This is a genomic window from Oceanobacillus sojae (genome assembly GCF_900162665.1).
GTDB lineage: Bacteria > Bacillota > Bacilli > Bacillales > Amphibacillaceae > Oceanobacillus > Oceanobacillus sojae_A.
The window spans coordinates 103,752-127,061 of the sequence record NZ_LT727811.1; the positions used below are offsets into that span (position 1 = coordinate 103,752).

Consider the following 23,310-nt stretch of genomic DNA (forward strand, 5'->3'; position numbering starts at 1 on the left):
AAGAAAAGTACAAGAATTTCTAAATATGTTCATAATTCATTCACATTTTTGTCAAAGATCAGCTTTCCATTCCTAATTGATCTTTCAGCTCTGAAGAAGCATTTTCCCACATTTCAGGCTTGAATTCTTTCAGGAAGTCTCCTAATAATTTTTTTGAAGGCCCGTCCATATGCTCAACAATAATTTGGCCTTTCAATGACTTCTCCATATGCTTCACATGCTCTGCCATGGATTTATAAGCTCGTTTGATTTCCCGGTTTACGCGGATTTCACTGCCGGCAACTCCAGCATAATACGGACCATTTTCTCCTTTTTCCACTGTGACCCAGACAATCCAATAAAGCTTTCCGCCTTGTACTTCATCGCGATCTCTAATCCATTTCACACGGCGCTCTACAGAACTTCTCGCATGCATCGCGTCCATGTCTACATATGCTTTACCTTCATTCGGATCTACAATAATCGATGACATATTTTCAAGGCTGACTGTTCCAGCTCCATAACCGCCATGGCCATCTGTAGAATCATCTTTTATAATTGTAAATGTATTTTTTTTCTTGTTTCCGTCTGTCAATGTCATTCCCTCCTGCTTCATTCTGACCTTTTTCCTATTCTACCACGTTCCAACAGGCTTTTTTAGTGAGAAGACTTATCCTGTAATTCATCAATAAACTGGAAGGCTTCATTCATTTCTTCATCTGTATATTTCAGCTTCGGCTTTACTGTATGTACTTTATCAATTATTTCCTCTCTTGGTAAATAAGAAAAATACAACACTGTAGAGACAAGCTCCAAAAAACGGGCACTGCAGTTCTGCAGTACACTGATTCTGTCTTCTATTTCAGGAATATCCACTTCAAATTGATTTAAAAAAGTAGCCCCATCCTCTGTGATTGAATAATGATATTGATGGTAATTACTTTTTTCTTCCTTTTCTTCCTTTAAAAAGTTTAAATTACAAAGCTCTTCCACCCGCAATGTCAGTTCTTCGGAATAGGGCCCATAAAAATGAAATTGATATTTCTCTTCAAAGGGTACCCGGCATTGCTGCAAAATATAAATCATTTTTTGTAATTTCTTTCTTCCTGTTACTTGCTTGGCTTTAGAGAAAAAATAGAGCAGTTTCGCATGGTTGTCTAACACAAATGGTCATTCCTTCCCGTACAATATATCTAGAATTCTTTTCTTCAAATTAGTATCTTCTATCGCTTGAATCCTGTCCTTAGGAAAATACAGCTTATGGTCTGTCCTTTTTTTACCTGAAATCGCCTCGACAATATCAGAATGACGGGATAATTCCTTCAAACCGCCATCCGGCATCAAAAGGTGTATCGGCAGGCGTTCTTCTTCTTCACCCGGGCGATAAAAATCATACGGTAAATCAGAAGAAGAATCCACCACTAAATAATAGTCCGGATTAATACCCGCTTCTTTAAACAGCTGATAAAGCTCCATTCCCGCATTAATTTGAGGGTCTGGATTGTATTCCACATACTTAAATAAATGACGGTTAATAAACCGGTAGCATAAATCAGCTAAAATATCATCTTTTTCTTCCTGCCACTGCTGAAAATAATAATATACAATCATGTCATCCAGCTTTAAATAGTCTGACAGCTTCACTCTCTCTTCAAAAAATGAAATAAAGTGTGTCGGCTCCAGCTGAAACTGATAGGCATCATCTTCATAAAGTACTTTTGCCCGTTGAAAGATTTTTGACAGGATAACCTCTGCGCTTCTGGTTACAGGATGGAAATAAACCTGCCAATACATTTGATAACGGCTCATAATATAATCTTCCACCGCATGCATTCCTGTTGCTTTAATCACTACCTGATCATCCATCGGCCGCATAACACGCAAAATACGCTCCATATCAAAATGGCCATAGCTCACTCCGGTAAAATAGGCATCGCGCTGCAGATAATCCATTCGATCGGCATCAATTTGACTGGATATCAGACTCACCACAAGCTTGTCCGAATACGTCTTGGCAATAACATCGGCTACTTTCTCAGGAAAATCAACAGAAACCTTCTTCAAAATCTGGTTTACCTTCGTATCTCCCAGGATAATTTTTTGTGTAAACTGCTCATGGTCCAGCTTAAATACTTTTTCAAATGAATGCGAGAATGGTCCGTGCCCTAAATCATGCAATAATGCCGCACAAAGACACAGCAGCCGCTGTTCTCTATCCCATCTTTCACGGTCTGCAAAATTATTGGTAATCCTTCTTACAATTTCATAGACTCCCAGGGAATGGTTAAAACGGCTATGCTCTGCACCATGAAAGGTTAGATTGGTAGTACCAAGCTGTTTTATCCGGCGCAGTCTCTGAAATTCCGGTGTGGCAATTAAATCCCAGACAGCCCGGTCACGGACATGAATATACCGGTGGACCGGATCTTTAAATACCTTCTCTTCTATTAATTGTTCGTCTTTATATGCCATATATTTATCCCCATCCGTACTTTCTGAAAGATTTTTTACATCCTTTTTCAGAAAAGGTTCAGCGTATTTGTTCTAATAGGATGTTCAAAAAATCCAATAAAGATGACACAGCGAATTTCTACGTTGACAAATTTCTTCCGATGGGACTGCGATTACTCGCCCCACCAAAACCGTTACTCACGTATTATAAAGCATAGAAGAACTTCTGTTAAGAGCGTCCACGTCCTGGGACTGCGATTACTCGTCCCACCGAAAACATTTGTGGACAACACAGAAGTCATCACATCCTGTGAAAGTCCGTTCATAAAAAATTCGTCGCCTTAAACTTCTTGGTCCTATTTATCGGACTTTTTGAACACGCATTCTATTATCTTTGATGAAGTGCCTTATACTTCTTTTCCACATATGCTTTTATTATATTATAATATAGTTAATCAGCTGACGAAAGGTTTAGGATAAACTTATGAAAAATTGGAAAGAAATTATTCGGCATAAAACATTTCGATACATAGATCACACCACAGAAGACATGGTTGCAGGCAAGCCTAACACTGCTCTGGCTTCATTTGCTGTGGATGACGCACTTGCTATTTCAGTCAGTGAGGAAGCTTCTCCTCCTGTACTTCGTTTATGGGTACACCCGGATACGATTGTGTTAGGCATCCCTGATTCACGCCTGCCTCACATTAAAGATGGGATAGCGTTTCTAAAAGAAAAAAATTGCCAGGGAATTGTCCGTAATTCCGGTGGCCTCGCTGTTGCACTGGATGAAGGTGTACTTAATATTTCCCTTATTATCCCCGGAGCAGATAATTTATCAATATACGATTGTTATGAAGCAATGGTCCGTTTTGTTCAGGCAATGTTTGCAGATATAACGGACGCTATTGAAGCATATGAAATTGTCGGTTCCTACTGTCCCGGCGATTATGATTTAAGTATTAATGGAAAAAAGTTTGCAGGTATTTCGCAGCGGCGGGTGAAAAACGGCATTTCCGTACAAATTTATTTAGATATTGAAGGAAACAGCAAAACACGTGCTTCTTTCATACGGGAGTTTTATCATATTGCAAAACGCGGTGAAGCTACAGCTTTTACCTATCCTGAGGTAAATCCTGATGTTATGGCTTCACTCTCTGATTTGCTGGGAATTTCATTGACTGTTGAAGAGGTCAAGCAGCGCGTCGTGGGCACATTAAAAGAGTTAACAGAAGAAATAATTACGATCCCGATTCAGGATACAGAGCAGGTAAATTTTGATAAACGTTATCAGCAAATGATTAAACGGAATGAGAATATATAAGCACGTTTAATGAGGAAGACAAAAACAGCCCGACCGAATATCAAAATCCGGTCGGGCTGTTTCTTATTTATAATTTATTCAGCTGCTGCCTGTGCTGCTGTGATAAGGGCAAGGTTGTACACATCTTCTGTGCTGCAGCCTCTGGATAGATCATTTACCGGCTTATTAAGCCCTTGAAGAATCGGACCGACCGCTTCAAAACCGCCTAAACGCTGGGCAATTTTATAGCCGATATTACCGGCTTCCAGACTTGGAAATACAAAGACATTTGCGTCTCCTTTAATTACAGAGTCCGGTGCTTTTTTCTCTGCAACACTTGGAACAAATGCAGCATCAAATTGGAATTCACCGTCGATAACAAGAGAAGGATCTTTTTCTTTTGCAATGGTTAATGCATCTGTAACCTTTTCTGTTTCCGGTGATTTTGCGGAACCGGCAGTGGAAAAGCTAAGCATTGCAACACGCGGATCCACATCAAATAATGCTCCTGTTTTCGCACTTTCTACAGCAATCTCTGCTAAGTCATTGCTGTCCGGAGCAATATTAATTGCGCAATCAGCAAATACATATTTTTCTTCATCTCTTACCATAATGAATACGCCGGAAGTTTTCTTCACGCCTTCTTTTGTTTTAATAATTTGTAATGCCGGACGCACTGTGTCTGCAGTGGAATGTGCCGCACCACTTACAAGACCATCTGCTTTATTCAAATAAATAAGCATTGTACCGAAATAGTTTTCGTCTAAAAGAATTTTCTTCGCATCTTCTTCCGTTGCTTTCCCTTTTCTTCTTTCAACAAAGGCATCAACCATTTCCTGAAAACCTTCATAGCTTGCAGGATCAATAATTTCAAGTCCAGATACTTGTACATTAAGATCTGTTGCCTTTTGCTCGACCTCTTGCTTATTGCCAATGACAACAGGTGTAAGCACACCATCTTCAGCCAGACGGCCTGCTGCTGTTAATACACGTTCATCTAATCCTTCAGGGAATACAATACGTTTGCCCTTTCCTTTTACTTTATCTGTTAATTGTTCAAATAAACCCATGTTAAAACCTCCTATGATAGTTAACACGTTAAAATGATAATCACGGACTTTTTACTTGGAAAAACCGATTCATTTTACCTTCAAATTCTCTTTAATGATATACCATTTAACCGCACAAATAAAGCCTTGAACCCTGAAAAATCAATGTAAAGGATTACAACTTATTTTTATTTTCAATTCCTGATTTATCCCTATTTTATATACCAGGAAAGTACTAAATTTTCAGCAAAGCTGTCTTCAATACTTCTTAATTTTGACAAAGCCTTGACAATACATAAAATAACATGATTTTGAACCTTTTTTTATATGATTCCCACCCGCTGGTTATGCTATAGTTAATATTGAATCAGTATTTAACTTATAGTGAGGGAGTGTATATACAATGGCAGAAGCAGTAGTAACTGTAGACGGCTGGTCCGCATTACATGATACGCGTCATTTTGATTGGACATCTTGGAAATCAATCTCTGAGGACGAACGAAATAAAGCAATAAAAGAGTTTGAAGAGCTTATCAAACAGTGGGAAACAGTAGAAGAAAATAAAGAAGGCAGTCATAGTATATTCAAAGTTGTCGGAAATAAAGCAGATCTTATGTTTATTTTCTTACGCGAAACAATGGATGAGCTGGAAGAAATTAAAACAGCAATTAATAAATCTGTATTAGGAGATTTCTTAATTCCTGCCTATTCTTATGTATCTATTATTGAAATGACGATGCATGATCCAATGAAGGCCGGGGACGACCGGGAACTTTCTCCATATGTAAAAGAACGTTTAAGACCAATCATGCCAAAATGGGAGCATGCCTGCTTCTATCCAATGGCAAGACGCCGCGAGCCTGAAGCAAACTGGTTTACGATTGATAAAGAAGAGCGTACAAAATTACTTTATGAACACGGCATGACAGGACGTAAATATGCCGGTAAAGTCAAAGAGATCATTACCGGATCGATTGGACTTGACGAATGGGAATGGGGCGTAACATTATTTGCTCATGATCCATTACAGTTTAAGAAAATTGTTTATGAAATGCGATTTGATGAAGTTACAACAAAATATGCAGAATTCGGTGATTTCATCATGGGTAATTACTTAGCAGCAGATAAGCTTGCAGGTTATCTTGCATTATCTTAAAAATAAATGATGGTTATTAAAAAGAGGCTGATTCAGTCTCTTTTTTTTTATGAAAATTTATCTATGATCATTTAGAAAATAATCATGAAGCTGTACTTTCCTGCATACATATCATTAATGAGCTTGCACCGAAGTTTTTCAGAAATGAGGTTGGTTTATGGCAGTTGTTGCTCATAACGAAGCGGAGGTTGATTTACTCGCCCGCTTAATGCGTGCAGAAGCAGAGGGTGATGGTGATCTTGGCATGCTGATGGTCGGTAATACGGGTATCAACCGTGTTCTTGCGGATTGTCTAGACTTTACAGATATCCGGACGATAACGAATATGGTTTTCCAAAGCCCCGGCGGATTTGAAGCGACCCAGCAAGGTTATTTTTATCAACGGGCCAGAGAGTCAGATAAACGCCTTGCAAGAAGAGTCATTCAAGGCGAGATGCAGCACCCTGCCTCCAATTCACTTTGGTTCTTTATGCCTGAAGGGGCGTGCCCTGCCCAATGGTACGGTCAATGGAATACCGGCCGATTCCTGTCGCACTGCTTTTATGCTCCAGCTGAAAGTGAATGTCCTGCTGTGTATCGGTAGAAAATTTCATTTAATGTACAGCTCAATTTTTTATAGTGAGGGAGAGTGAAATCATGAGTGATCAAACGAATCCAAATCAGCCAGTGAATAATAATCAGGCGTATTATCCTAATCCATACTATTATTATCCTCAGGCGACCGGGAACTTTTATCCAGCCTATTCATACAGACAATATGCTCAGCCATCAAGCGGAAATGGAGGTGGTCAATTAACAAATCAGCAATCCTTTATTGAGAATATTTTACGCTTGAACCGGGGGAAATTAGGCACCTTTTATCTGACATTTGAAGGTCAGCAGCCAACGTCCTTCCGCGGTTATCTGGAAGAGGCTGGACGGGATCATATTTTGATTCGTGAGGAAGACTCTGAACGGCGTTTCTTGTTATTAATGGTGTATTTAGATTACGTGTTATTTGACGAACAAATCAATTATTCTTATCCATATGGAAATCAGGATCAGTTATCCAACTACAATCCCAGGTAAAGTATTTAAAACAATTAATAAAGCGTAGACACAAACGACGTCTACGCTTTATTTACTTAAAATGATAACTGTATTGTGAGGAGATAAAAATGAGACATCCTCTGGAAAAATTCATACGAATTGAAGCGATCGCTATCGTGGGCGGCCTATTCATTGGCATACTAGCCTGGATAACAGGTTGGATGCTCCTTTTATTCTTTGCCTGTTATCTTTTTGTGCTCAGTATGCTTGCGGATGCTTTGATTTTGCTGCATACACGCAGAAGCTCTGATGCTGTCAAACAGGTTATCCGGGCAGTGCTGCTGTTTTTATTTATCACTTCATTATATTTTTATTAATTATTTTGAGATGTCTTATAACTACAACAACTTCGCAGCACCAATACCTAATAACACCCATCCTACTAAAAAGGATAAACCTCCGATTGGTGTAATCATCGCAAGTGTTTTGACGCCTGTTAAAGAATAAAGATATAGGCTCCCTGAAAATAAGACAATACCAGCCAGGAAAAGCCAGCCGCTTGATGTAAAGAGGCTACTGCCTTCAAATTTTCCTAAAAGAATTGCCACAGCAACAATAGCTATTGTGTGAAACATTTGATAATCTACTGCTTTGCCCCAATTTGTTAAAGCTTTTTCAGATAATCTTCCTTCCAGCCCGTGTGCCCCAAATGCTCCCAAGGCAACCGCTAAAAATCCAAGAACAGCTCCAATTATTAAAAATAGTTTCATCTTTTCCAGCTCCAATCCTTACTATTCATAAAATTACATTTTCAAAAAGGTTAAATATCCCAGTCGTTTATCCTTAAAAATCAAAAATGGAATCTCCATTCGCATCTTCGTCTTTTAGTTTTTTCTGCTCCGGATGAACTACTTTGACGCTGGCCTGTTTACCAAGCATGGCCTTCATTTCTGCTTCTGAAATATGCTCCTCTGTATCTTCTATATTGGTTTGTAACTGACCTGTTGTATTTTGATCCTGATTTGCTGAGAGAAACAGTTCACTTAATAAATGGATATTCTCCATATGTTTTTTTACTTGATCCTGCTGATGGGTTTTTCTTTTGGCCTCTTCTAATTCACGTATCATTTTATTAATTATTACTTCATTACTTACAGCCATCTAACCCCTCCTTTTACGTCACTGACTTCCCTAATGAATTATAGCACAGATATCATTCAGAAAAAGCTCTCATGCCCGCAAAATAAAAAAGAGCTTTAGACGATCATCCCCGTCTTTCTGCTCTTTACCGTAATATACGTTTTTCACTTAGCTTCCGTCTTGTTATTTCCTCCACCGTATAGCGATCATACATCCATTTCAAAAATGTAACCTCTGTGTCTTGAAGTTCTCTTCCCAATTGTGTTGAAGTTTGCTGATATAGATGAAAAAAGTTTTTCATACTTGAAAACTCCCCCTATACTGATGCAGTAAAATATAAAAATATTATAGCATTGTCTATTTTTATCTTCAATAGGAGAATATTACAAGTTATTTCATAATAATGAAATAACCAGCCTAATTCACAGGAACTAAGTTATCCCCAAAAAGAATCGCCCCTTCCATTAGACCTGACAACATAAATGTTTTTGGTAAATAGTGTATATTAATACTTCTTTTCTTTTCCAAAAAGAAGAGCCTGTCCCTTTAACATAATATTTTGTTTTATTTTCCTTCTATTTTTGATTGTAATGTGTAGAGCTTTTCATTCATTACTTCCATCATCTCATCCATTGCTTCCCTGCGTGAAACATCTTTAGACAAATAGATTGGATCACCAAAAATAATTTTTGGTTTTTTAAACTTGATGAGTTCTTTAAAGTTATTCGGTCCTGTGTAAGCTGCTGGAATAATTGGTACGTTACTGTATGCAGCAATGGTAACTGCACCTCTTTTTAAGGGGACTTGATTCGTTGTCCTCGTACCGCTTGGAAAAATACCGATAACTTTTCCTTCTTTTAAAAGCTTTCGGGGTACTTTGATTGTGCTTGGGCCCGGGTTTTCCCTGTCCACAGGAAATGCGTTCAGTTTTTTCATCAGCCATTTTAAAGGGCCTGATTGAAATAATTCTTTCTTTGCCATATAGTGAATTTTTGTAGGCAGCATGCTGACACCTAACCATAAAATATCTACCCAGCCTGAATGTGTACATGCGATAATATATCCGCCGGATTCCGGCACCTTTTCCTTTTGAAATACTTTTACGCGTCCAAATAAACTTAATATTACCTTTAAGGCATATGCTGCAAAATAATACATACTTCTTCTCTTCCTTTTCTCATTTTTAGTACCTGATACTTATATAAGATACTAATAGAAATAATAATAAATTACAAGATGTTTCTATCCTCCTTGCTCTACAAATAAATGCTTTCTGCAAAAAAGAGAGAGCAGGACGCTTTCAGACTGGATGAAAGCGTCCTGCTCTTACACATTAATTCTGCTCTTCTTCTACTGCTTCCTCTTTAGTTTCTTGCGCTAAGGAAACGCCTAACTTTTCTTCCAGCACATTAATTCTCGCACGCAGCTCCTCGATGTCATCCGTTGTCGCAAGCCCGGACTCTCTTGCCAGCGTTTTTTTCTTCTCTTTGCTTTTTTCGTCCCACTCATCTTTTTTGCTGCTGCCTTTTTCAATAAAATTATCTAAAACAGTTTTTGCCTGCTCCTGTGTTAACTCATTTTTCTCCACTAATTCTTTTACTTTTTGTTCAAATTTCTCTTTTCCGCTTACTGCAGCACCCAGCCCCAGTAAAAATCCTTTACGTAAATATTCACTCATCATTTATACCTCCTATAGTATGTCTGTATGATGGTTCGTTTAAAATTGGATGGAACCGCGTCCTTTGAACCCGTCATCCTTACAATACGTGAAACAGGATTATTCTATACATTTTTTGGGTACAAAGAATAAAATAAAGTTTCTTATAATATTATTATATAAAAAATTCTGCTGCCACGTAAATAAATTTGGCGCTAATTTTAGCTGCTATATTTTTATGTTCCCGTTTCATACTATTATTAATCATTATCTAATCATCTACTATTGAATAAAATTTCATTTAATTGTATAATCATACAGTTACATTTTTAGGATTATTTAGGAGGAAAATAAATGGAGACCCGTTCCTTTCGCAATATTATCAAATTTATTATTCCGTCTTTGCTAGGGTTATTTCTTTTCTTATATCCCTTACCGACAGAGGACGGCTTTACGATCCCCATTGCCTTTTTAGCAGGCATGCTGGAGGGAGCTATCGAAAATTATTTATCACTTATTATGATGATTGTTATTTTATTGACTGCCATCTTCACCATCTCGGCAAAACTTGGCGGCAAGTCATCTTTTAAAAGATTCCCTTTTCTGCATCAGTTATTCTATACAACCTGGTTTTGGACAATCACGCGTTTTCTGGCGGCTGTCTTTGCAGTGATGGTTTATTTTCAAATTGGACCGGAATTTGTTTATAACGAAGATACAGGCGGCATGCTCTTAGACAGTTTACTGCATACATTATTTGTCACCTTCCTGTTTGCAGGTCTCTTTTTACCTTTTCTAACCAACTTTGGTCTGCTGGAGTTTTTTGGAGGAATTATGAGGAATATCATGCGCCCTCTGTTTCGGCTGCCGGGCAGAGCCTCTGTTGACAGCTTAGCCTCCTGGGTTGGAGATGCTACAATCGGGGTGCTGCTGACCAATAAACAGTATGAAGAAGGCTATTATACAAAACGGGAAGCAGCCATTATCAGTACAACATTTTCTGTTGTTTCCATTACGTTCACATTGGTCATTTTACAGGAAGTCAATTTAGAGTATATGTTTTTACCTTTTTATTTGACGATTCTTATTGCAGGAGGAGCTGCTGCTTTCATTATGCCGCGCATCCCGCCGCTTTCAAGAATGCCGAATACCTATATCAATGGTAAAGAAAGAACGAATGATGAAAAAATTCCTGAATCTGATAATGTAATTACTTATGGATTCAAGAATGCTGTAAAACGGGCAGAGAAAGAAACGAGCTTCCGTACTTTCTTTGTAGACGGTGGAAAAAACATTCTGGATATGTGGTTTGGTGTAACCCCTGTTGTCATGGCTTTTGGAACAATCGCAGTGATGATTGCGGAATATACCCCTTTGTTCCAATGGCTTGGGATGCCGTTTGTTCCTATTTTAGAGCTGATGCAGATCCCATTTGCCCACGAAGCATCTGAAACAATGCTGATTGGTTTTGCAGATATGTTCCTGCCGGCAATTTTAATTACTGGTGTAGAAGCAGAAATCACACGTTTTATTATTGCTGCTTTATCTGTTACACAGCTGATTTTCATGTCAGAAGTCGGCGGACTTATCCTGGGAACGAAAATCCCGGTATCCTTCCGTCATCTTGCTGTTATCTTTTTACTGCGTACAGTAATTACACTTCCAATTATTACTGTTATTGCTCACATATTATTTTAAATAAAATAAAAAATGCGGAGTTTCCCTGAGGATCTCCGCATTTTTTATTACAGCATATATCTTTTAGGAAGATGTCTCTTTATGCCGGTTTTTAAATAAGGACTGGACTTTTGCTAATCGTCCTTCAATTAATGGCTGTGACACTGTTAATATAGGCTTACTTGACAGCACAATCACAATCAGTGCAGATAAGCCTGCAATGCCGACAACATCAAACCAGTGGTTGACAGTTAATAAATCAAACTGGCGAAGGAACTGAACAATGAAACCGTGCAGTAAATAAACATATAACGTTCTTGTGCCGAGTTTTGTTACCCAGCCCAGGTTTCTTTTTGGAACCCATGCCAATACACTGGTTGTCATCACTGCAGCTATCGCATACACGACTAACCGGAGTATACCGCCATAGCTATCTGCGCCTAAATTACTGTAAGACTGTGATGCAAGCAGCCAGCCGGTGTCTATTGCCGGAAGTGTATAGACTATTACAAACAGAATTGCCATTACAACAATAGATGCTATCTTCACTTGCCGCTTCTTCACCAGCATCATTTGGTCTACTGTCAGCCAATAGCCGATTAAAAAGAATGGGAAAAACACAAATGTTCTGGATAAGCTGAATGAATGGCCAATTTCTCCAAAATAACCGACCAGAACTCCTATGAATACAGATAGAGCAATACTCCAGCCTGCCGGAATCTTTTTGAACAGCACAAGCAGAATATGCCAACTGAACAAGCTGAACAGAAACCACAGCGACCACTGAGGATAGAAAACGCCTGTCTGCCAATCTGCTTTTCCTATTAAGAAATAATAAATTGTATATAACGTCTGAAAAATTAAATATGGAATAATTAGCTTCTTCATTAAGTTCCATATATATTTTTTGTTCCCTGATCCTTTTGCAAAGAACCCGGCTAATAAAATAAAGGCCGGCATATGGAAAGTATATATCCACATATAAATTGCTTCGGTCGACTTCGAATCCCCAACAAAGGGCTGAATCATATGACCAAAAACAACAAGGAAAATTAAAATCACTTTCGCATTATCAAAAAATGCATTTCGCTCCATAACTCATCCCTCTATTTCGTACACATTTAAAGTTGCATACTCTACTTTACCCACTTGTACTAAAAAAATCTCCTAAAAAACAGAAATTTTATCGTTTTGTAATCAATTTGTTAGTGACTCGAAAAAATGTAATACAATTTAATCAGCTTGTTAAATATCTGTATTCAGGGAATACTTTTGCATCAAAAAAAGCCATATCAAACCAATTCGATCTTTGGATCTCCTTGTTCGTATGGCTTCATTCCCGTTATTCTGCTATTCGGATAACCGGCTCCAATCCTAATTCGACATTCCCTTTAACAGCTTTCGAAATCATACATGTCTTTTCCGCTTTCTCAACAAGTTTTTCAGTTAAGCGAATTTGCTTATCGGTTGCCCCCTGTTTCAATGTCACATGAGGCCGGTGGATAATTTTTTCATATGTGAAAATACCATCTGTTACATCTACAATTCCTTCAGAGGTCATGCTCATTCCGGCTATTGGAAGCTCTGCCCGTTCAAACATGGCTCCCAAAGAAATGATATAGCATGTTGCCGCCGCTCCAAGCAGCATTTCATCCGGATTTGTACCAATTCCAGGTCCGTCCATTTCTGGAGGGATTGATATTTTGGTTTGTAGATTCCCTGCGCTTATATAACCCTCGCTATTCCGTCCACCGGGCCATTCTGCTTTCAAATGGAAATGGTGCAATGTCATGACAATCACTCCTCACTTTATTCCTCTTTCCCATTATTATGCCGTATAGTAAAGTTTTTTACAAAAAATACAATTTTCAAGTATGGAATTAAAAACCGCGCTAAACCATTTTACAGGTCAGCACGGCTCACTTCTAATAAAGCATGAGTGTTTGTAATTTCTACTGCTGAATACAAAGAGAATACAATAATTTGATTCAGATAAACGGTCAATAACAATCCGGTTTAAGCTTTACCTCGCTTGTTCTTTATCTCTTTTCAATTTCGGACTGGATGCAAACCAACCGGCAACTGCAATTCCTACAAGAACGATATAGAAGGAAGCTTTCCATATTGTTGAGTGTGGGAAGTGCTCAGGAAGTACTGCTAAATCTGGATTTGCTAATACAATAACAGCCAGCTTCACTCCGACCCACCCTACAATTAAAAATGCGGCTACTTCTAATGTCGGCCGTTTATGCAGGAGTCCTACAAATATGTTGGCGGCGAAACGCATAATAATTAAACCAATCATACCGCCTGCAAATACAACTGCAAACTGGCCGGTATCCAGACTGCCGACATGACCAAAAGTAGTCGGAGGCAATGCTACTGCCAAAGCAACAGCTGCTAAAATAGAATCTACAGCAAAGGCTAAATCCGCGAACTCTACCTTCACAACGGTCTTCCAGAATTCTTTTTTAGATACCTGCCCTGACTCTGGATCTACAGCAGCACCAGCTTTCTTTTTCTCCGGCGCTTCTGAGTCGTCCGGTTCCTTCTTCTTAAACCTGTCATATAAGTTCTTTCCTGATATAAATAAAAGATATGCGGCCCCTAATGCCTGCACCAGCCAGAAATCGACCAGGAATGAAATAACAAATAAGGATGCAAAACGCATGACAAATGCTCCTGCCAATCCATAAAATAATGCTTTCTTTCTCTGTTCTTCCGGCAGATGTCTTACCATAATGGCTAAAACAAGTGCATTATCTGCTGCCAATAAGCCTTCTAATGCAACTAAAACCAGCAAGACCCATAAATACTCGAGCAGTAATTCTGTTCCCATGATGTATTCTCCTTTTCTACATGTATTTTGCAGAAAAGGTCATAAAAAGAGACCTTTACCTGCAATCGGTAAAGGTCTCGCTAACAACTTTTCTGGTTGCCACATAAAGCCGGGGATAATTATCCCGTAATGACGACTTTACGTGTACAGCTACTCCCCTTTAGGAATAAATGTTCACTAAAAATTTTATGATAACGTTTGATGACTATTGCAAATTTTTGCATGTCCTTTTCGCCATTTTTAAGTATACTTTATTAAAACCTTTTTTATGTTCTTTGTCAATAACTTTTACACTAACTTATTAAAGATATATTATTCAGTTTGCATATATCCTCTGAAATCTCCCGCAGATGTTTATGGCTTTCTCAATTCGGTTAATGTAAAATAAAATATAGCATAACATAGAAAGAAAGTAGTGTGATTCAATGACGCAGAAACGCTGGTTTCAATTTTTTATCTTTTTTATCTGTTTATTTTCACTAATTTTTTTAATCTCCATAACACATTTTATCTTTACACCAGTCTTGCAGTTAATTGGTGCTGTAGCTCTTCCAATTATCGGCGCAGGTATTCTTTATTATTTAACCAGACCGCTGATGAATCTGCTCGTCAAATATAAAGTACCGCGAATCTTAGCCATTATTATTGTATTTCTGGTTATCATCGGGGCAATTACACTGTTTATCGTATTTATCTGGCCAATTGCCCGTGATCAGTTTGACCGTTTAATGGAGAGTATTCCCGGAATGGTTCAGATGGTGGAAGGATGGATTAATTATTGGCAGGATAATATTGCTTTAGTTCCTGACCAGGTAATCGATGCTATCAATAATTTTGCCAACGATATTCCAGGGCATATTGAAAATGTATTGAATAATGTTTTTGGTTTTCTGGGAAGCTTCATCGGCCAGCTGGTAAGCATTATTGCAGGTATTGTTCTGGTTCCATTTTTCCTCTTTTTCATGTTAAAAGATGGAGAAAAGCTTGTTCCATTTATTCTGCAATTTTTCAGCAAAAAGAAAGCTGATAATCTGCATCAGCTTTTAAGTAAAATTGATAGAGTATTGTCCGCATTTATCCAGGGACAGCTGCTGGTCAGTTTTGCCGTCGGTGTTTTATTATTAATCGGCTATTTAATTATTGGTTTAGAATATGCTGTTGTGCTGGCATTATTCGGTATGATGATGAATGTTATTCCATTTCTGGGACCTTATATTGCTGTTATTCCTGCCTTGTTAGTCGGCGGGTTCCAGGATCCGTATAATTTAATCTGGGTAGCTATTATTATGCTTGTTGCCCAGCAGCTTGAAAGTACCTTTATTACTCCAAATGTTATGGGGCAGACACTAAGTTTGCATCCATTAACTGTTATTACGGTGATTCTGGCAGCCGGGAGTATTGCCGGATTTTTAGGAATTCTGTTCGCTATCCCTGTATACGCAGTAATCCGGACCATTGTAATTCATTTTTATCAAACCTTTGTAAATTCCAGAAAAAATAAGGATGATGCATTAATTTAGGAGGGGTTTTCTTGACAACCAAAGCAAAACTGGAACAGCAGTTAGATGAATTGAAATCTGATTATGCCCGTATTCAGGGGGATTTAGATAAGCTCGAATTTGTCAAAGGACGGGTCTCTTCTGCTGAAGAGCAATTAGTCCGTTTAGAAGGCGAAATTGCTGCGGTCAGAAAAGAACTGGAGCAATTTAACTGATAAAGTAAAGAAGCTGACTCGTCATGAATGAGTCAGCTTCTGTTATTATCTGCATCTTAGCTTTGAGCAGGATGTTTCTCTGCTTCTTTTCCTTTGGTTAAGCTGACAATTTTATCTCCGGAAGCGGGTATTGTACGCATTTCTTCAGAGAAAAACTTCAGCTGTCCGGAAGGTTTGATTAAGAATAAATAGACTGTCTCCGGGTCTTTTGTCTGTTTATAGTTTTCAAACGTGAATTTATCGGTGAGCGTCGTCTGCCGGACAGTAAAGCCATTCTCCGCTTTATCAATTAAATCCTCCAGAGAGAATTTCTTATCAAATAATATACGGCCGCCAACCTGTGATACAATACCTGTAGAATATCCATTATCCTTAAACGTTGTATATGGACTGACCTTAAACACATTTGTTCTTCCGTATTCCGGAAGAAAGGTCGTACAAAGAAGCGAATTATACGATTTATCATGAGTTAACGTTAATAAATACTCATATGGAATCGTATCCAGATGATGCTCTGTCTGTTCAGACAGCATACTTCCATGATAGCTTTCCAGACCTTCTTTTCTTGCCAGGGACAGGTTTTCCCATGACGAATCAACAAGAATAGAAGGATAATTTGCCTCTTTTAATGATTTAGCTAATTGAACAGTAAACGGATTACTTCCGACAATCAGCGCTCCGGGATTTCCTTTATTCGACAGATTCAGCTTTTTCGACAGCCAGCCGATGGAAAATCCATGCGCTATGACTGTAAAAATAACAAGAGCAAAAGTCAATGCTGTCAGGATGGAAGCATCCTCATAGCCGGCATCTGTTAATACACCAGCAAAATAACCGGATACTGTTAACGCCACAATTCCCCTCGGTGCAATCCAGCCAATCAGTACTTTTTCATTTAAGCTGAGCCCTGTTCCAATCGTTGACAAAAAAATAGACAATGGCCTGACTGCAAACATCATCAGCAATACATAGCCGATAATATGCGGATTAAAAATCTGAGTAATTGTTGCCACATCAAGAGATGCTGTCAGCATCACAAAAATAGTTGAAATCAAAAGCACAGAAATATTTTCCTTAAAATGTCGCATATCCGATACAGAGCGGATTCCCATGTTGGCTAAGGTGATTCCCATTGCCGTCACAGATAAGAGACCTGTTTCATGCATAATAACATCTGCTATTGTAAAACAGAACAGGACAACAACGACAACCATCGGTGATTTCAGAAATTCTGGTACATGCCCCATCTCGAACATCCAGCCAAGTCCGCGACCCAATATCCAGCCCAGGAAGATGGCAAAAAGAGATCCGGCAAAGAAAAATATAATCTGGCTTGCTTCCGGGTTAGATGCCGTCATAAAAGTTATAATTTCAAATGCAAAAACAGCAAGCAAGGCTCCAATAGGATCGACAATAATTCCTTCCCATTTCAAAATCTTCGCAGGGCGCGCTTTTAGCTTTGCCTGGCGTAAAAGCGGCATAATTACTGTTGGGCCTGTTACCACAAATAAACCACCGATAACAAAGGCTACCGCCCAGGATAGACCGGCGATATAATGAGCCGTTAACGACCCTAAAATCCAGGCAATAAAGGCTCCTACTGTAGATATCCGAAAAATAGGTCTTCCTACTCCACGTAACTCTTGAAAGCTTAAGTTTAAGCTTCCTTCAAATAATATAATTGCTACAGCCACAGAGATCAGCGGACTATACAGGTCTCCGAAATCCTGTTCCGGATTAATGAAACCAAAAACAGGTCCAATCAGCAGTCCTGTAGCCGCCATGACAACAATAGCCGGCATACGAAAGCGCCATGCAACCCATTGAGAAGCAACGCCTAATATACAAATTAACATTAGCTCAAATAGCAAAGAAGGAACCATATATTCCCCTCCTTTTTAAAAAGATATAGCGTGTTTTATCACGCTGCAATGGGCTTAATGAATTTTGGAGTGTAGCCACTGCCCCAAACCGTTCAATGAAAGAAGCTAAAAAAACTCTCACTGAAGGAAGTTTTATTTTATAGATGAAATAAGAAAAAGTAAATTCATATGAAGTTTTATGATGAAAAAAATACATTTCCCTGAGTAATATTTGCTTTTTAACTGCATTTCCAGCTGTCATTTTCGATTTTTCATCACTTTACTTTCCTATCAAAACGTTCTAGGATAGAAGGTAGAAAATATCGGGAATAGCTTTCACGGACAGAAAGTAAACATGACATTTACGTTATTCTAATACATACAGGCAATTCACATGACATTTTTTTACGGGACGAGTAATCTCCGGCCCAAACCAACCTCTAAAAGGGAGATTTATCTATGGAAAAGCATCTAAATATTTTACAGAATTACTTTGGCTATACCAGTTTCCGTCCTGGACAGGCTGAGGTTATTAATAATATCGATCAAGGTAAAAACACCCTTGCAGTAATGCCGACCGGCGGTGGAAAATCACTCTGCTATCAAGTACCCGGGCTCGCTATGAACGGAACAGCAATTATTATTTCACCGCTTATTTCACTGATGAAGGACCAGGTAGACGGTTTACATGCATTGGGCGTGGCGGCTACTTATATTAACAGTTCTATTTCCTCCGCTGAACAGCATCAGCGCTTAATTGCGATGCAGCAAAACCGTTATCAATTTGTTTATGTTGCTCCTGAACGGTTTGAATCTGGGTCTTTTATTCATGCACTGCAGCAAACTAAGCTTTCATTAATTGCTTTTGATGAGGCACATTGTATTTCCCAATGGGGACATGATTTTCGTCCGAGCTACCGTTCCATTGTTCCTGTTCTTCAGGAGATTGGCGGCAGCCCTATTATTATGGGACTTACCGCTACTGCTACACCCGAGGTTATTGAAGATATTCAGAGTCTTTTACACATAGCTTCTGCAAATACAGTGCATACCGGCTTTGAGAGAAAGAATCTTTCCTTTTTTATTGAAAAAGGAGTAAATAAAATAGACTATATTCTTTCCTATCTAAAAAAGCATCAGGGAGAAGTAGGGATCATCTATGCAGCTACGAGAAAACAGGTTGAATATGTTTATGATGTCCTGAGAGAGAAAGGCTATGCTGTTTCTAAATACCACGGCGGGTTATCTGAACAGGAAAGACAGGCTGCACAAACAGCCTTTATTTTTGATCAAACCGAATTAATGGTTGCCACTACGGCATTTGGAATGGGCATTGATAAGTCAAATGTTCGTTTTATTATTCATTATGCTATCCCGATGAACATGGAATCCTACTATCAGGAAGCTGGAAGAGCCGGTCGGGATGGCGAACCGAGTAATTGTGTTTTATTATTCTCTCCTCAGGATATTCATACGCAAAAGTTCTTAATTGAAAAATCAGAGATGGACGAAGAAGGCATGCAGCGCGAATATCAAAAATTGAATAAAATGGTTAATTATTGCCGTACACAGAGCTGTTTAAACAGCTATATTCTCAACTATTTCCAGATGGGCTCTGCTACTGCGGCCTGCGGACGCTGCAGCAATTGTTTGCAGCAGGGTGAATTAGAGGATATCACCGAAGAAGCACAAATGATTTTATCCTGTGTTAAACGCATGCGCGAACGTTTTGGTGTTGGGTTGACAGCCAAAGTCCTAAAAGGATCGAAGGATAAGAAGCTGATTCAATTCGGTTTAACAAAATTAACTACTTATGGCATCCTATCGAAATATACGGAAAAGGAAATTACAGAAAGGATTCACTTTTTGCTTGCTGAAGAATGTTTAGCAGCAGAGGAAGGACAGTTTCCTATCTTAAAATTAAATCAAAAGTCAATGGATATCCTTACCGGCAAAGAAAATGTTACGATGTTTATTCAGGATGTCCCAACTGTTGAAAAGGCAGATTATAATACAGATCTATTTGAAGCATTGCGTCAGCTTAGAAGATCCATGTCGCAAGAGCTGGAGCTGCCTCCTTATGTTTTATTTTCAGATATGACATTAAAAGAAATGGCCCGCTACCTTCCTGAAGATAAAGATGAATTCTTACGGTTAAAAGGGGTAGGACAAAAGAAATACGAACTATACGGAGAAAATTTTCTGGAAGCTATTTCGGATTGGAAAGAAAAAAATCCCGATTATAAAGCACCGACAGCTATTCATTATCAAAAAGCAGCCAAAGCCAAAGATGGGGACGACCGTCCATCTTATCAAAAATCATATGAGCTTCTGCAAAAAGGCAAAACGATTCGGGAAATTGCAGCTATCCGGGAATTAAAGGAACAGACGATAGAATCCCATATTTTTCAAGCTTTTCAAAAAGGGTATACACTTAACTGGAACCTATTTTTTAATTCTGAAGAAGAGGATACCGTTTTATCTAAGCATGAGGAAATAGATGCGACTGGATTGAAAGAACTGAAAGAGTCTTTACCTCAAGACTATACGTATCGAAAAATTAAAGCTGTACTTGTGAAGAATGATAAATTTATGGTTAAAGAAAGCTCATAATAAAAGAATAATTCATGCCTTAAGAAAATGCAGCTGGACTTAAATAAGTCCAGCTGCATTTTCTTAATTGTTTACTTAATATCCAATGCCCAGGTTCCATTACGGAATACCGGCTCTGATTTACCATCTGCTGTAATACCGTCAATATCCATTTTATCAGACCCAATCATAAAATCGACATGAACAAGGCTGTCATTTACGCCATGCTTGTCCAGCTCATCTAAATCCATAGCAGATCCGCCCTTCAGATTCGTCGGATAAGCTTTACCTAATGCAATATGACAGGATGCATTTTCATCAAATAGAGTGTTGTAGAAAATAAGCCCGGATTGCGATACTGGTGACTCATCCGGTACAAGTGCAATCTCTCCCAGACGGCGTGCACCTTCATCAGAATCCAGCAGATGCTTCAAGACTTCTTCCCCCTGTTCTGCCTCGAAATCAACTACTTTTCCATCCTTAAAGGTTAAAGAGAAATTATCAATTAAGCTTCCACCATAGTTTAACGGTTTGGTACTCGACACCGTCCCGTTAATACCATATTTATGCGGCACGGAGAAAACCTCTTCCGTCGGCATATTCGGGTTAAAGGTAACGCCTGTCTCCGCTTCAGCAGATCCGCCTTTCCAAATATGCCCCTCCGGCAATTCCAGTTCTAAATCTGTACCAGGTGCTTTAAAAATTAATTTTTTGTAGTTTTTCTTATTTAACACTTCTCTGGCTGTTCTCAATGTTTCATTATGCTTATCCCATGCTGCAACCGGATCATCCTGGTCCACACGGACAATCTTCAAAATAGCATCCCAAAGACTGGCAACAGCTTCATCTGCTGATTTATCAGGGAAGATTTTTTTCGCCCAATCCTTTGACGGGATAGAGATGATAGTCCAAGGAATACGGTCATTCATCGTATATTTCCGGAAATTCACCATCGCTTCTGCAGCTGCTTTATTTGCTTTTGCTACGCGTGACGGATCAATATCCTTTAATAGATCCGGATTCGTGGAACGGATATTTACAACTGCTGCTCCATCCTCTGCAAATGTATCATGCAATTTCACTTTCCATTCCGGATAGTCCGCAATAACCTCATCTGGCGCATTCTCATATTTTAACAGGGTGAGTTCATCGTCAACCCAGTTAATATGTACGTCCTTTGCGCCCATTTCATACGCTTTACGAGCTACAATCCGTGTAAATTCAGCCCCTTCAATCGGTGCATTGATCATGACTGCCTGTCCTTTTTGCAGGTTAACACCCTTTTTCAAAGTTAACTCTGCATACTTTTCCTGTACCTGTACTTGAACCATAATTCTATACCTCCATATGCACATATTTAAATCTCTTATTTTTGAATACCTTTTTATTATTCCATATTCCCTTAAATATTTCCAAAAAATATTTCCTTTTAAGAGCGTGTTCAAAAAATCCCTAAGTGCTAGTATGTGCTCCTGATTCATTTACGCAGTATGATGATATAACAAGGAAATAAATGAATTTATTTCCTTGTTATATCATCATACTGCTACCTTTCAGCAAAGCTGAAAGGCGTGTGAATCGGGAGATTCACACGAATGGATCAAACCTAGTTTTTAGCAAATAATACGAGCAAGAATCAACTTATATACCACTTTTTGAACGTCTCTTTAATTAGCTCTATTATCCTTGTCATTGCAGCTTTCATTTACTAGTATCCCCATTTATGATACCCTATATTATGATTACTTTTCGTAACTAATGAAGATATCACATACATTTCAGATACAAAATGGTTCTATGGAGGTGGAAAAATGAATCAATTATGTCCACGTTTTGAAAAAGCAATGGTCTTATTGAGTACCCGCTGGGTCGGGCTTATTTTATTTGAATTATTAAAAGGGGCAAAACGTTTTTCAGAGATGGAAGCAGATCTCCCTATCAGCGGCCGCTTACTTTCAGATCGTTTAAAATTACTGGAAAAAGAAGGAATTGTCGAGCGGAATATATATTCGGAATTTCCAGTTCGTATTGAATATACATTATCAGAAAAAGGAAAAGCACTTGAGCCTGTGATTAAAGATATTCAGCGCTGGGCGGAAGAGTACATTTCAGCAGATGATTTAGCAAGTGAAGAGGGAAAATAAACCTTTTCTTAATATCAAACCTCAACTTTCGCACCTAAGCATAAACATATAAACCTTGCTGTTCCAGGATGTTCATGGTCTCTATTAACATGCTTGCTTTTAGTTAACTCATCGTTTTTTAGTCTAAATAAACAATCATGCTGGTGTTTCAAATGGTTTTTAACAGTTCAAATCATGACAGCATGAATAATTCATATCGAGAATAGCTTTCATGCACCAAAAATAAGGATTGCTAAGCATGTTTTACCATGCAACACGAAAATTCGTTCTGTCAAATCTGCCTTTTATTTGTTCAGTTATTTCAGTATAGAATATCCTGCTAGCGGAGGCGGACCGTTTTGACTCCTGTGAGGAAAGCGGAAAGCGTCGTTTAAAAACGTAACAACTGGACCGAAGCAACTGAGATAAAGGAATCACCATGAGTTTACGAATGGATGATGACTTTCACCCGCGGGGCATAAGCGCGACTTTAGCTCTGTCTGCGCCTGACGGCTTGCCAATCGCTAAGTCTTCTTTATCGTAGGGCGCTTTCGGGAAGTTGTCTAGTTTTTGACGCTTGCAGCTGGACAGGGATTAGCACCATCTGAAGATCCACTTTTGCCAAGTGATCTTCTTGGCAAAAGTTAGCTGAAGAGCGTGCCCCTAGGCAGGCTAAAGTCGCAACGTCCTGGGGTTGCGATTACTCACCCCATCGAAAAGAGTTGTTGCAACGCCTGTA

General features: G+C 38.8%; 24 protein-coding genes. 10 read left to right on the forward strand and 14 right to left on the reverse strand.

All coding sequences use genetic code 11. The features are described 5' to 3' along the window. Nucleotides 1-58: 58 nt before the first annotated feature. The 3 genes from BN1068_RS07860 to BN1068_RS07870 form a co-directional block, all read right to left on the reverse strand. A complete protein-coding gene (locus tag BN1068_RS07860) occupies nt 59-574 on the reverse strand; it encodes a YwhD family protein (RefSeq protein WP_254846731.1) in 516 nt (171 codons plus the stop codon). 62 nt (nt 575-636) lie between these two features. After that, entirely contained in the window at nt 637-1,143 is a 507-nt protein-coding gene (locus BN1068_RS07865) for a YwgA family protein (RefSeq protein WP_077602304.1), read from the reverse strand. A 6-nt stretch (nt 1,144-1,149) separates the two neighbouring features. Then, the gene (locus BN1068_RS07870; protein ID WP_077602305.1) at nt 1,150-2,451 is read right to left on the reverse strand and encodes an HD domain-containing protein; all 1,302 of its coding nucleotides are present in this window, start codon (nt 2,449-2,451) and stop codon (nt 1,150-1,152) included. Between the two features lie 463 nt (nt 2,452-2,914). Here BN1068_RS07870 and BN1068_RS07875 point away from each other — a divergent pair, with 463 nt between their 5' ends. Further along, nucleotides 2,915-3,754: a lipoate--protein ligase family protein gene (locus BN1068_RS07875; RefSeq protein WP_077602306.1), complete on the forward strand. Its 840-nt coding sequence runs from the start codon at nt 2,915-2,917 to the stop codon at nt 3,752-3,754. Nucleotides 3,755-3,828: 74 nt separating this feature from the next. Here the strand turns inward: BN1068_RS07875 and pta are convergent, their stop codons facing one another. After that, complete coding sequence (pta, locus tag BN1068_RS07880) at nt 3,829-4,803, reverse strand: phosphate acetyltransferase (protein WP_077602307.1); 975 nt, start codon at nt 4,801-4,803, stop codon at nt 3,829-3,831. A 382-nt stretch (nt 4,804-5,185) separates the two neighbouring features. On the opposite strand from pta, the gene hemQ reads away from it, so the two are divergent. The 4 genes from hemQ (at nt 5,186) to BN1068_RS07900 (ending at nt 7,344) form a co-directional block, all read left to right on the forward strand. Next, nucleotides 5,186-5,938 (forward strand): hydrogen peroxide-dependent heme synthase, encoded by a 753-nt coding sequence (gene hemQ / locus BN1068_RS07885; protein ID WP_077602308.1) that lies wholly within the window; start codon nt 5,186-5,188, stop codon nt 5,936-5,938. A gap of 157 nt (nt 5,939-6,095) precedes the next feature. Next, nucleotides 6,096-6,521 carry a cell wall hydrolase gene (locus BN1068_RS07890; RefSeq protein ID WP_077602309.1) on the forward strand — a complete coding sequence of 142 codons (426 nt, stop codon included), beginning with the start codon at nt 6,096-6,098 and terminating at the stop codon, nt 6,519-6,521. Nucleotides 6,522-6,574: 53 nt separating this feature from the next. Then, nucleotides 6,575-7,006: a spore coat protein GerQ gene (gerQ, locus tag BN1068_RS07895; RefSeq protein ID WP_077602310.1), complete on the forward strand. Its 432-nt coding sequence runs from the start codon at nt 6,575-6,577 to the stop codon at nt 7,004-7,006. Between the two features lie 89 nt (nt 7,007-7,095). Then, nucleotides 7,096-7,344, forward strand: a complete 249-nt coding sequence (locus BN1068_RS07900) for a hypothetical protein (RefSeq protein WP_077602311.1) — start codon at nt 7,096-7,098, stop codon at nt 7,342-7,344. Nucleotides 7,345-7,365: 21 nt separating this feature from the next. On the opposite strand, the gene BN1068_RS07905 is transcribed toward BN1068_RS07900, so the two are convergent. The 5 genes from BN1068_RS07905 to BN1068_RS07920 form a co-directional block, all read right to left on the reverse strand. Next, on the reverse strand, nt 7,366-7,737 hold the full coding sequence (locus BN1068_RS07905; RefSeq protein ID WP_077602312.1) for a DUF423 domain-containing protein: 372 nt from the start codon (nt 7,735-7,737) through the stop codon (nt 7,366-7,368). A 73-nt stretch (nt 7,738-7,810) separates the two neighbouring features. After that, on the reverse strand, nt 7,811-8,128 hold the full coding sequence (locus BN1068_RS07910) for a YwdI family protein (RefSeq protein WP_077602313.1): 318 nt from the start codon (nt 8,126-8,128) through the stop codon (nt 7,811-7,813). 124 nt (nt 8,129-8,252) lie between these two features. Beyond that, complete coding sequence (locus tag BN1068_RS23595; protein WP_175637106.1) at nt 8,253-8,408, reverse strand: hypothetical protein; 156 nt, start codon at nt 8,406-8,408, stop codon at nt 8,253-8,255. Between the two features lie 263 nt (nt 8,409-8,671). Further along, nucleotides 8,672-9,265 carry a lysophospholipid acyltransferase family protein gene (locus tag BN1068_RS07915; protein ID WP_077602314.1) on the reverse strand — a complete coding sequence of 198 codons (594 nt, stop codon included), beginning with the start codon at nt 9,263-9,265 and terminating at the stop codon, nt 8,672-8,674. Nucleotides 9,266-9,440: 175 nt separating this feature from the next. Further along, nucleotides 9,441-9,785 carry a phasin family protein gene (locus tag BN1068_RS07920; protein WP_077602315.1) on the reverse strand — a complete coding sequence of 115 codons (345 nt, stop codon included), beginning with the start codon at nt 9,783-9,785 and terminating at the stop codon, nt 9,441-9,443. Nucleotides 9,786-10,118: 333 nt separating this feature from the next. Between BN1068_RS07920 and BN1068_RS07925 the strand changes: the two genes are divergently transcribed. After that, nucleotides 10,119-11,462 (forward strand): YjiH family protein, encoded by a 1,344-nt coding sequence (locus BN1068_RS07925; protein ID WP_077602316.1) that lies wholly within the window; start codon nt 10,119-10,121, stop codon nt 11,460-11,462. A gap of 63 nt (nt 11,463-11,525) precedes the next feature. Here the strand turns inward: BN1068_RS07925 and BN1068_RS07930 are convergent, their stop codons facing one another. The 3 genes from BN1068_RS07930 to BN1068_RS07940 all read right to left on the reverse strand — a co-directional run bounded on the left by BN1068_RS07930 (nt 11,526) and on the right by BN1068_RS07940 (nt 14,280). After that, the gene (locus BN1068_RS07930; RefSeq protein ID WP_077602317.1) at nt 11,526-12,536 is read right to left on the reverse strand and encodes an acyltransferase family protein; all 1,011 of its coding nucleotides are present in this window, start codon (nt 12,534-12,536) and stop codon (nt 11,526-11,528) included. Nucleotides 12,537-12,783: 247 nt separating this feature from the next. Further along, the gene (locus BN1068_RS07935; protein WP_077602318.1) at nt 12,784-13,233 is read right to left on the reverse strand and encodes an OsmC family protein; all 450 of its coding nucleotides are present in this window, start codon (nt 13,231-13,233) and stop codon (nt 12,784-12,786) included. A 231-nt stretch (nt 13,234-13,464) separates the two neighbouring features. Beyond that, nucleotides 13,465-14,280 (reverse strand): TerC family protein, encoded by an 816-nt coding sequence (locus BN1068_RS07940; protein WP_077602319.1) that lies wholly within the window; start codon nt 14,278-14,280, stop codon nt 13,465-13,467. Between the two features lie 425 nt (nt 14,281-14,705). Between BN1068_RS07940 and BN1068_RS07945 the strand changes: the two genes are divergently transcribed. Next, entirely contained in the window at nt 14,706-15,800 is a 1,095-nt protein-coding gene (locus tag BN1068_RS07945; protein WP_077602320.1) for an AI-2E family transporter, read from the forward strand. Between the two features lie 11 nt (nt 15,801-15,811). Next, nucleotides 15,812-15,994: an SE1832 family protein gene (locus BN1068_RS07950; RefSeq protein ID WP_077602321.1), complete on the forward strand. Its 183-nt coding sequence runs from the start codon at nt 15,812-15,814 to the stop codon at nt 15,992-15,994. 56 nt (nt 15,995-16,050) lie between these two features. Here the strand turns inward: BN1068_RS07950 and BN1068_RS07955 are convergent, their stop codons facing one another. Then, nucleotides 16,051-17,877, reverse strand: coding sequence for a cation:proton antiporter (locus BN1068_RS07955; protein ID WP_077602322.1), 1,827 nt, complete (start codon nt 17,875-17,877; stop codon nt 16,051-16,053). Nucleotides 17,878-18,315: 438 nt separating this feature from the next. Here BN1068_RS07955 and recQ point away from each other — a divergent pair, with 438 nt between their 5' ends. After that, on the forward strand, nt 18,316-20,469 hold the full coding sequence (recQ, locus tag BN1068_RS07965; protein WP_077602324.1) for a DNA helicase RecQ: 2,154 nt from the start codon (nt 18,316-18,318) through the stop codon (nt 20,467-20,469). A 71-nt stretch (nt 20,470-20,540) separates the two neighbouring features. Here recQ and BN1068_RS07970 read toward each other — a convergent pair whose 3' ends face one another. Continuing rightward, on the reverse strand, nt 20,541-21,779 hold the full coding sequence (locus BN1068_RS07970) for an aminopeptidase (RefSeq protein ID WP_077602325.1): 1,239 nt from the start codon (nt 21,777-21,779) through the stop codon (nt 20,541-20,543). A gap of 480 nt (nt 21,780-22,259) precedes the next feature. On the opposite strand from BN1068_RS07970, the gene BN1068_RS07975 reads away from it, so the two are divergent. Continuing rightward, nucleotides 22,260-22,592 (forward strand): winged helix-turn-helix transcriptional regulator, encoded by a 333-nt coding sequence (locus BN1068_RS07975; protein ID WP_077602326.1) that lies wholly within the window; start codon nt 22,260-22,262, stop codon nt 22,590-22,592. Nucleotides 22,593-23,310 lie beyond the last annotated feature (718 nt).

What these genes read in the sequence shown, in the direction of transcription:
- BN1068_RS07870 (WP_077602305.1), bottom strand. Translation starts at nt 2,451, where the DNA reads ATGGCATATAAAGACGAACAATTAATAGAAGAGAAGGTATTTAAAGAT.
- BN1068_RS07875 (WP_077602306.1), top strand. Translation starts at nt 2,915, where the DNA reads ATGAAAAATTGGAAAGAAATTATTCGGCATAAAACATTTCGATACATA.
- pta (WP_077602307.1), bottom strand. Translation starts at nt 4,803, where the DNA reads ATGGGTTTATTTGAACAATTAACAGATAAAGTAAAAGGAAAGGGCAAA.
- hemQ (WP_077602308.1), top strand. Translation starts at nt 5,186, where the DNA reads ATGGCAGAAGCAGTAGTAACTGTAGACGGCTGGTCCGCATTACATGAT.
- BN1068_RS07890 (WP_077602309.1), top strand. Translation starts at nt 6,096, where the DNA reads ATGGCAGTTGTTGCTCATAACGAAGCGGAGGTTGATTTACTCGCCCGC.
- gerQ (WP_077602310.1), top strand. Translation starts at nt 6,575, where the DNA reads ATGAGTGATCAAACGAATCCAAATCAGCCAGTGAATAATAATCAGGCG.
- BN1068_RS07900 (WP_077602311.1), top strand. Translation starts at nt 7,096, where the DNA reads ATGAGACATCCTCTGGAAAAATTCATACGAATTGAAGCGATCGCTATC.
- BN1068_RS07905 (WP_077602312.1), bottom strand. Translation starts at nt 7,737, where the DNA reads ATGAAACTATTTTTAATAATTGGAGCTGTTCTTGGATTTTTAGCGGTT.
- BN1068_RS07910 (WP_077602313.1), bottom strand. Translation starts at nt 8,128, where the DNA reads ATGGCTGTAAGTAATGAAGTAATAATTAATAAAATGATACGTGAATTA.
- BN1068_RS23595 (WP_175637106.1), bottom strand. Translation starts at nt 8,408, where the DNA reads ATGAAAAACTTTTTTCATCTATATCAGCAAACTTCAACACAATTGGGA.
- BN1068_RS07915 (WP_077602314.1), bottom strand. Translation starts at nt 9,265, where the DNA reads ATGTATTATTTTGCAGCATATGCCTTAAAGGTAATATTAAGTTTATTT.
- BN1068_RS07920 (WP_077602315.1), bottom strand. Translation starts at nt 9,785, where the DNA reads ATGAGTGAATATTTACGTAAAGGATTTTTACTGGGGCTGGGTGCTGCA.
- BN1068_RS07925 (WP_077602316.1), top strand. Translation starts at nt 10,119, where the DNA reads ATGGAGACCCGTTCCTTTCGCAATATTATCAAATTTATTATTCCGTCT.
- BN1068_RS07930 (WP_077602317.1), bottom strand. Translation starts at nt 12,536, where the DNA reads ATGGAGCGAAATGCATTTTTTGATAATGCGAAAGTGATTTTAATTTTC.
- BN1068_RS07935 (WP_077602318.1), bottom strand. Translation starts at nt 13,233, where the DNA reads ATGACATTGCACCATTTCCATTTGAAAGCAGAATGGCCCGGTGGACGG.
- BN1068_RS07940 (WP_077602319.1), bottom strand. Translation starts at nt 14,280, where the DNA reads ATGGGAACAGAATTACTGCTCGAGTATTTATGGGTCTTGCTGGTTTTA.
- BN1068_RS07945 (WP_077602320.1), top strand. Translation starts at nt 14,706, where the DNA reads ATGACGCAGAAACGCTGGTTTCAATTTTTTATCTTTTTTATCTGTTTA.
- BN1068_RS07955 (WP_077602322.1), bottom strand. Translation starts at nt 17,877, where the DNA reads ATGGTTCCTTCTTTGCTATTTGAGCTAATGTTAATTTGTATATTAGGC.
- recQ (WP_077602324.1), top strand. Translation starts at nt 18,316, where the DNA reads ATGGAAAAGCATCTAAATATTTTACAGAATTACTTTGGCTATACCAGT.
- BN1068_RS07970 (WP_077602325.1), bottom strand. Translation starts at nt 21,779, where the DNA reads ATGGTTCAAGTACAGGTACAGGAAAAGTATGCAGAGTTAACTTTGAAA.
- BN1068_RS07975 (WP_077602326.1), top strand. Translation starts at nt 22,260, where the DNA reads ATGAATCAATTATGTCCACGTTTTGAAAAAGCAATGGTCTTATTGAGT.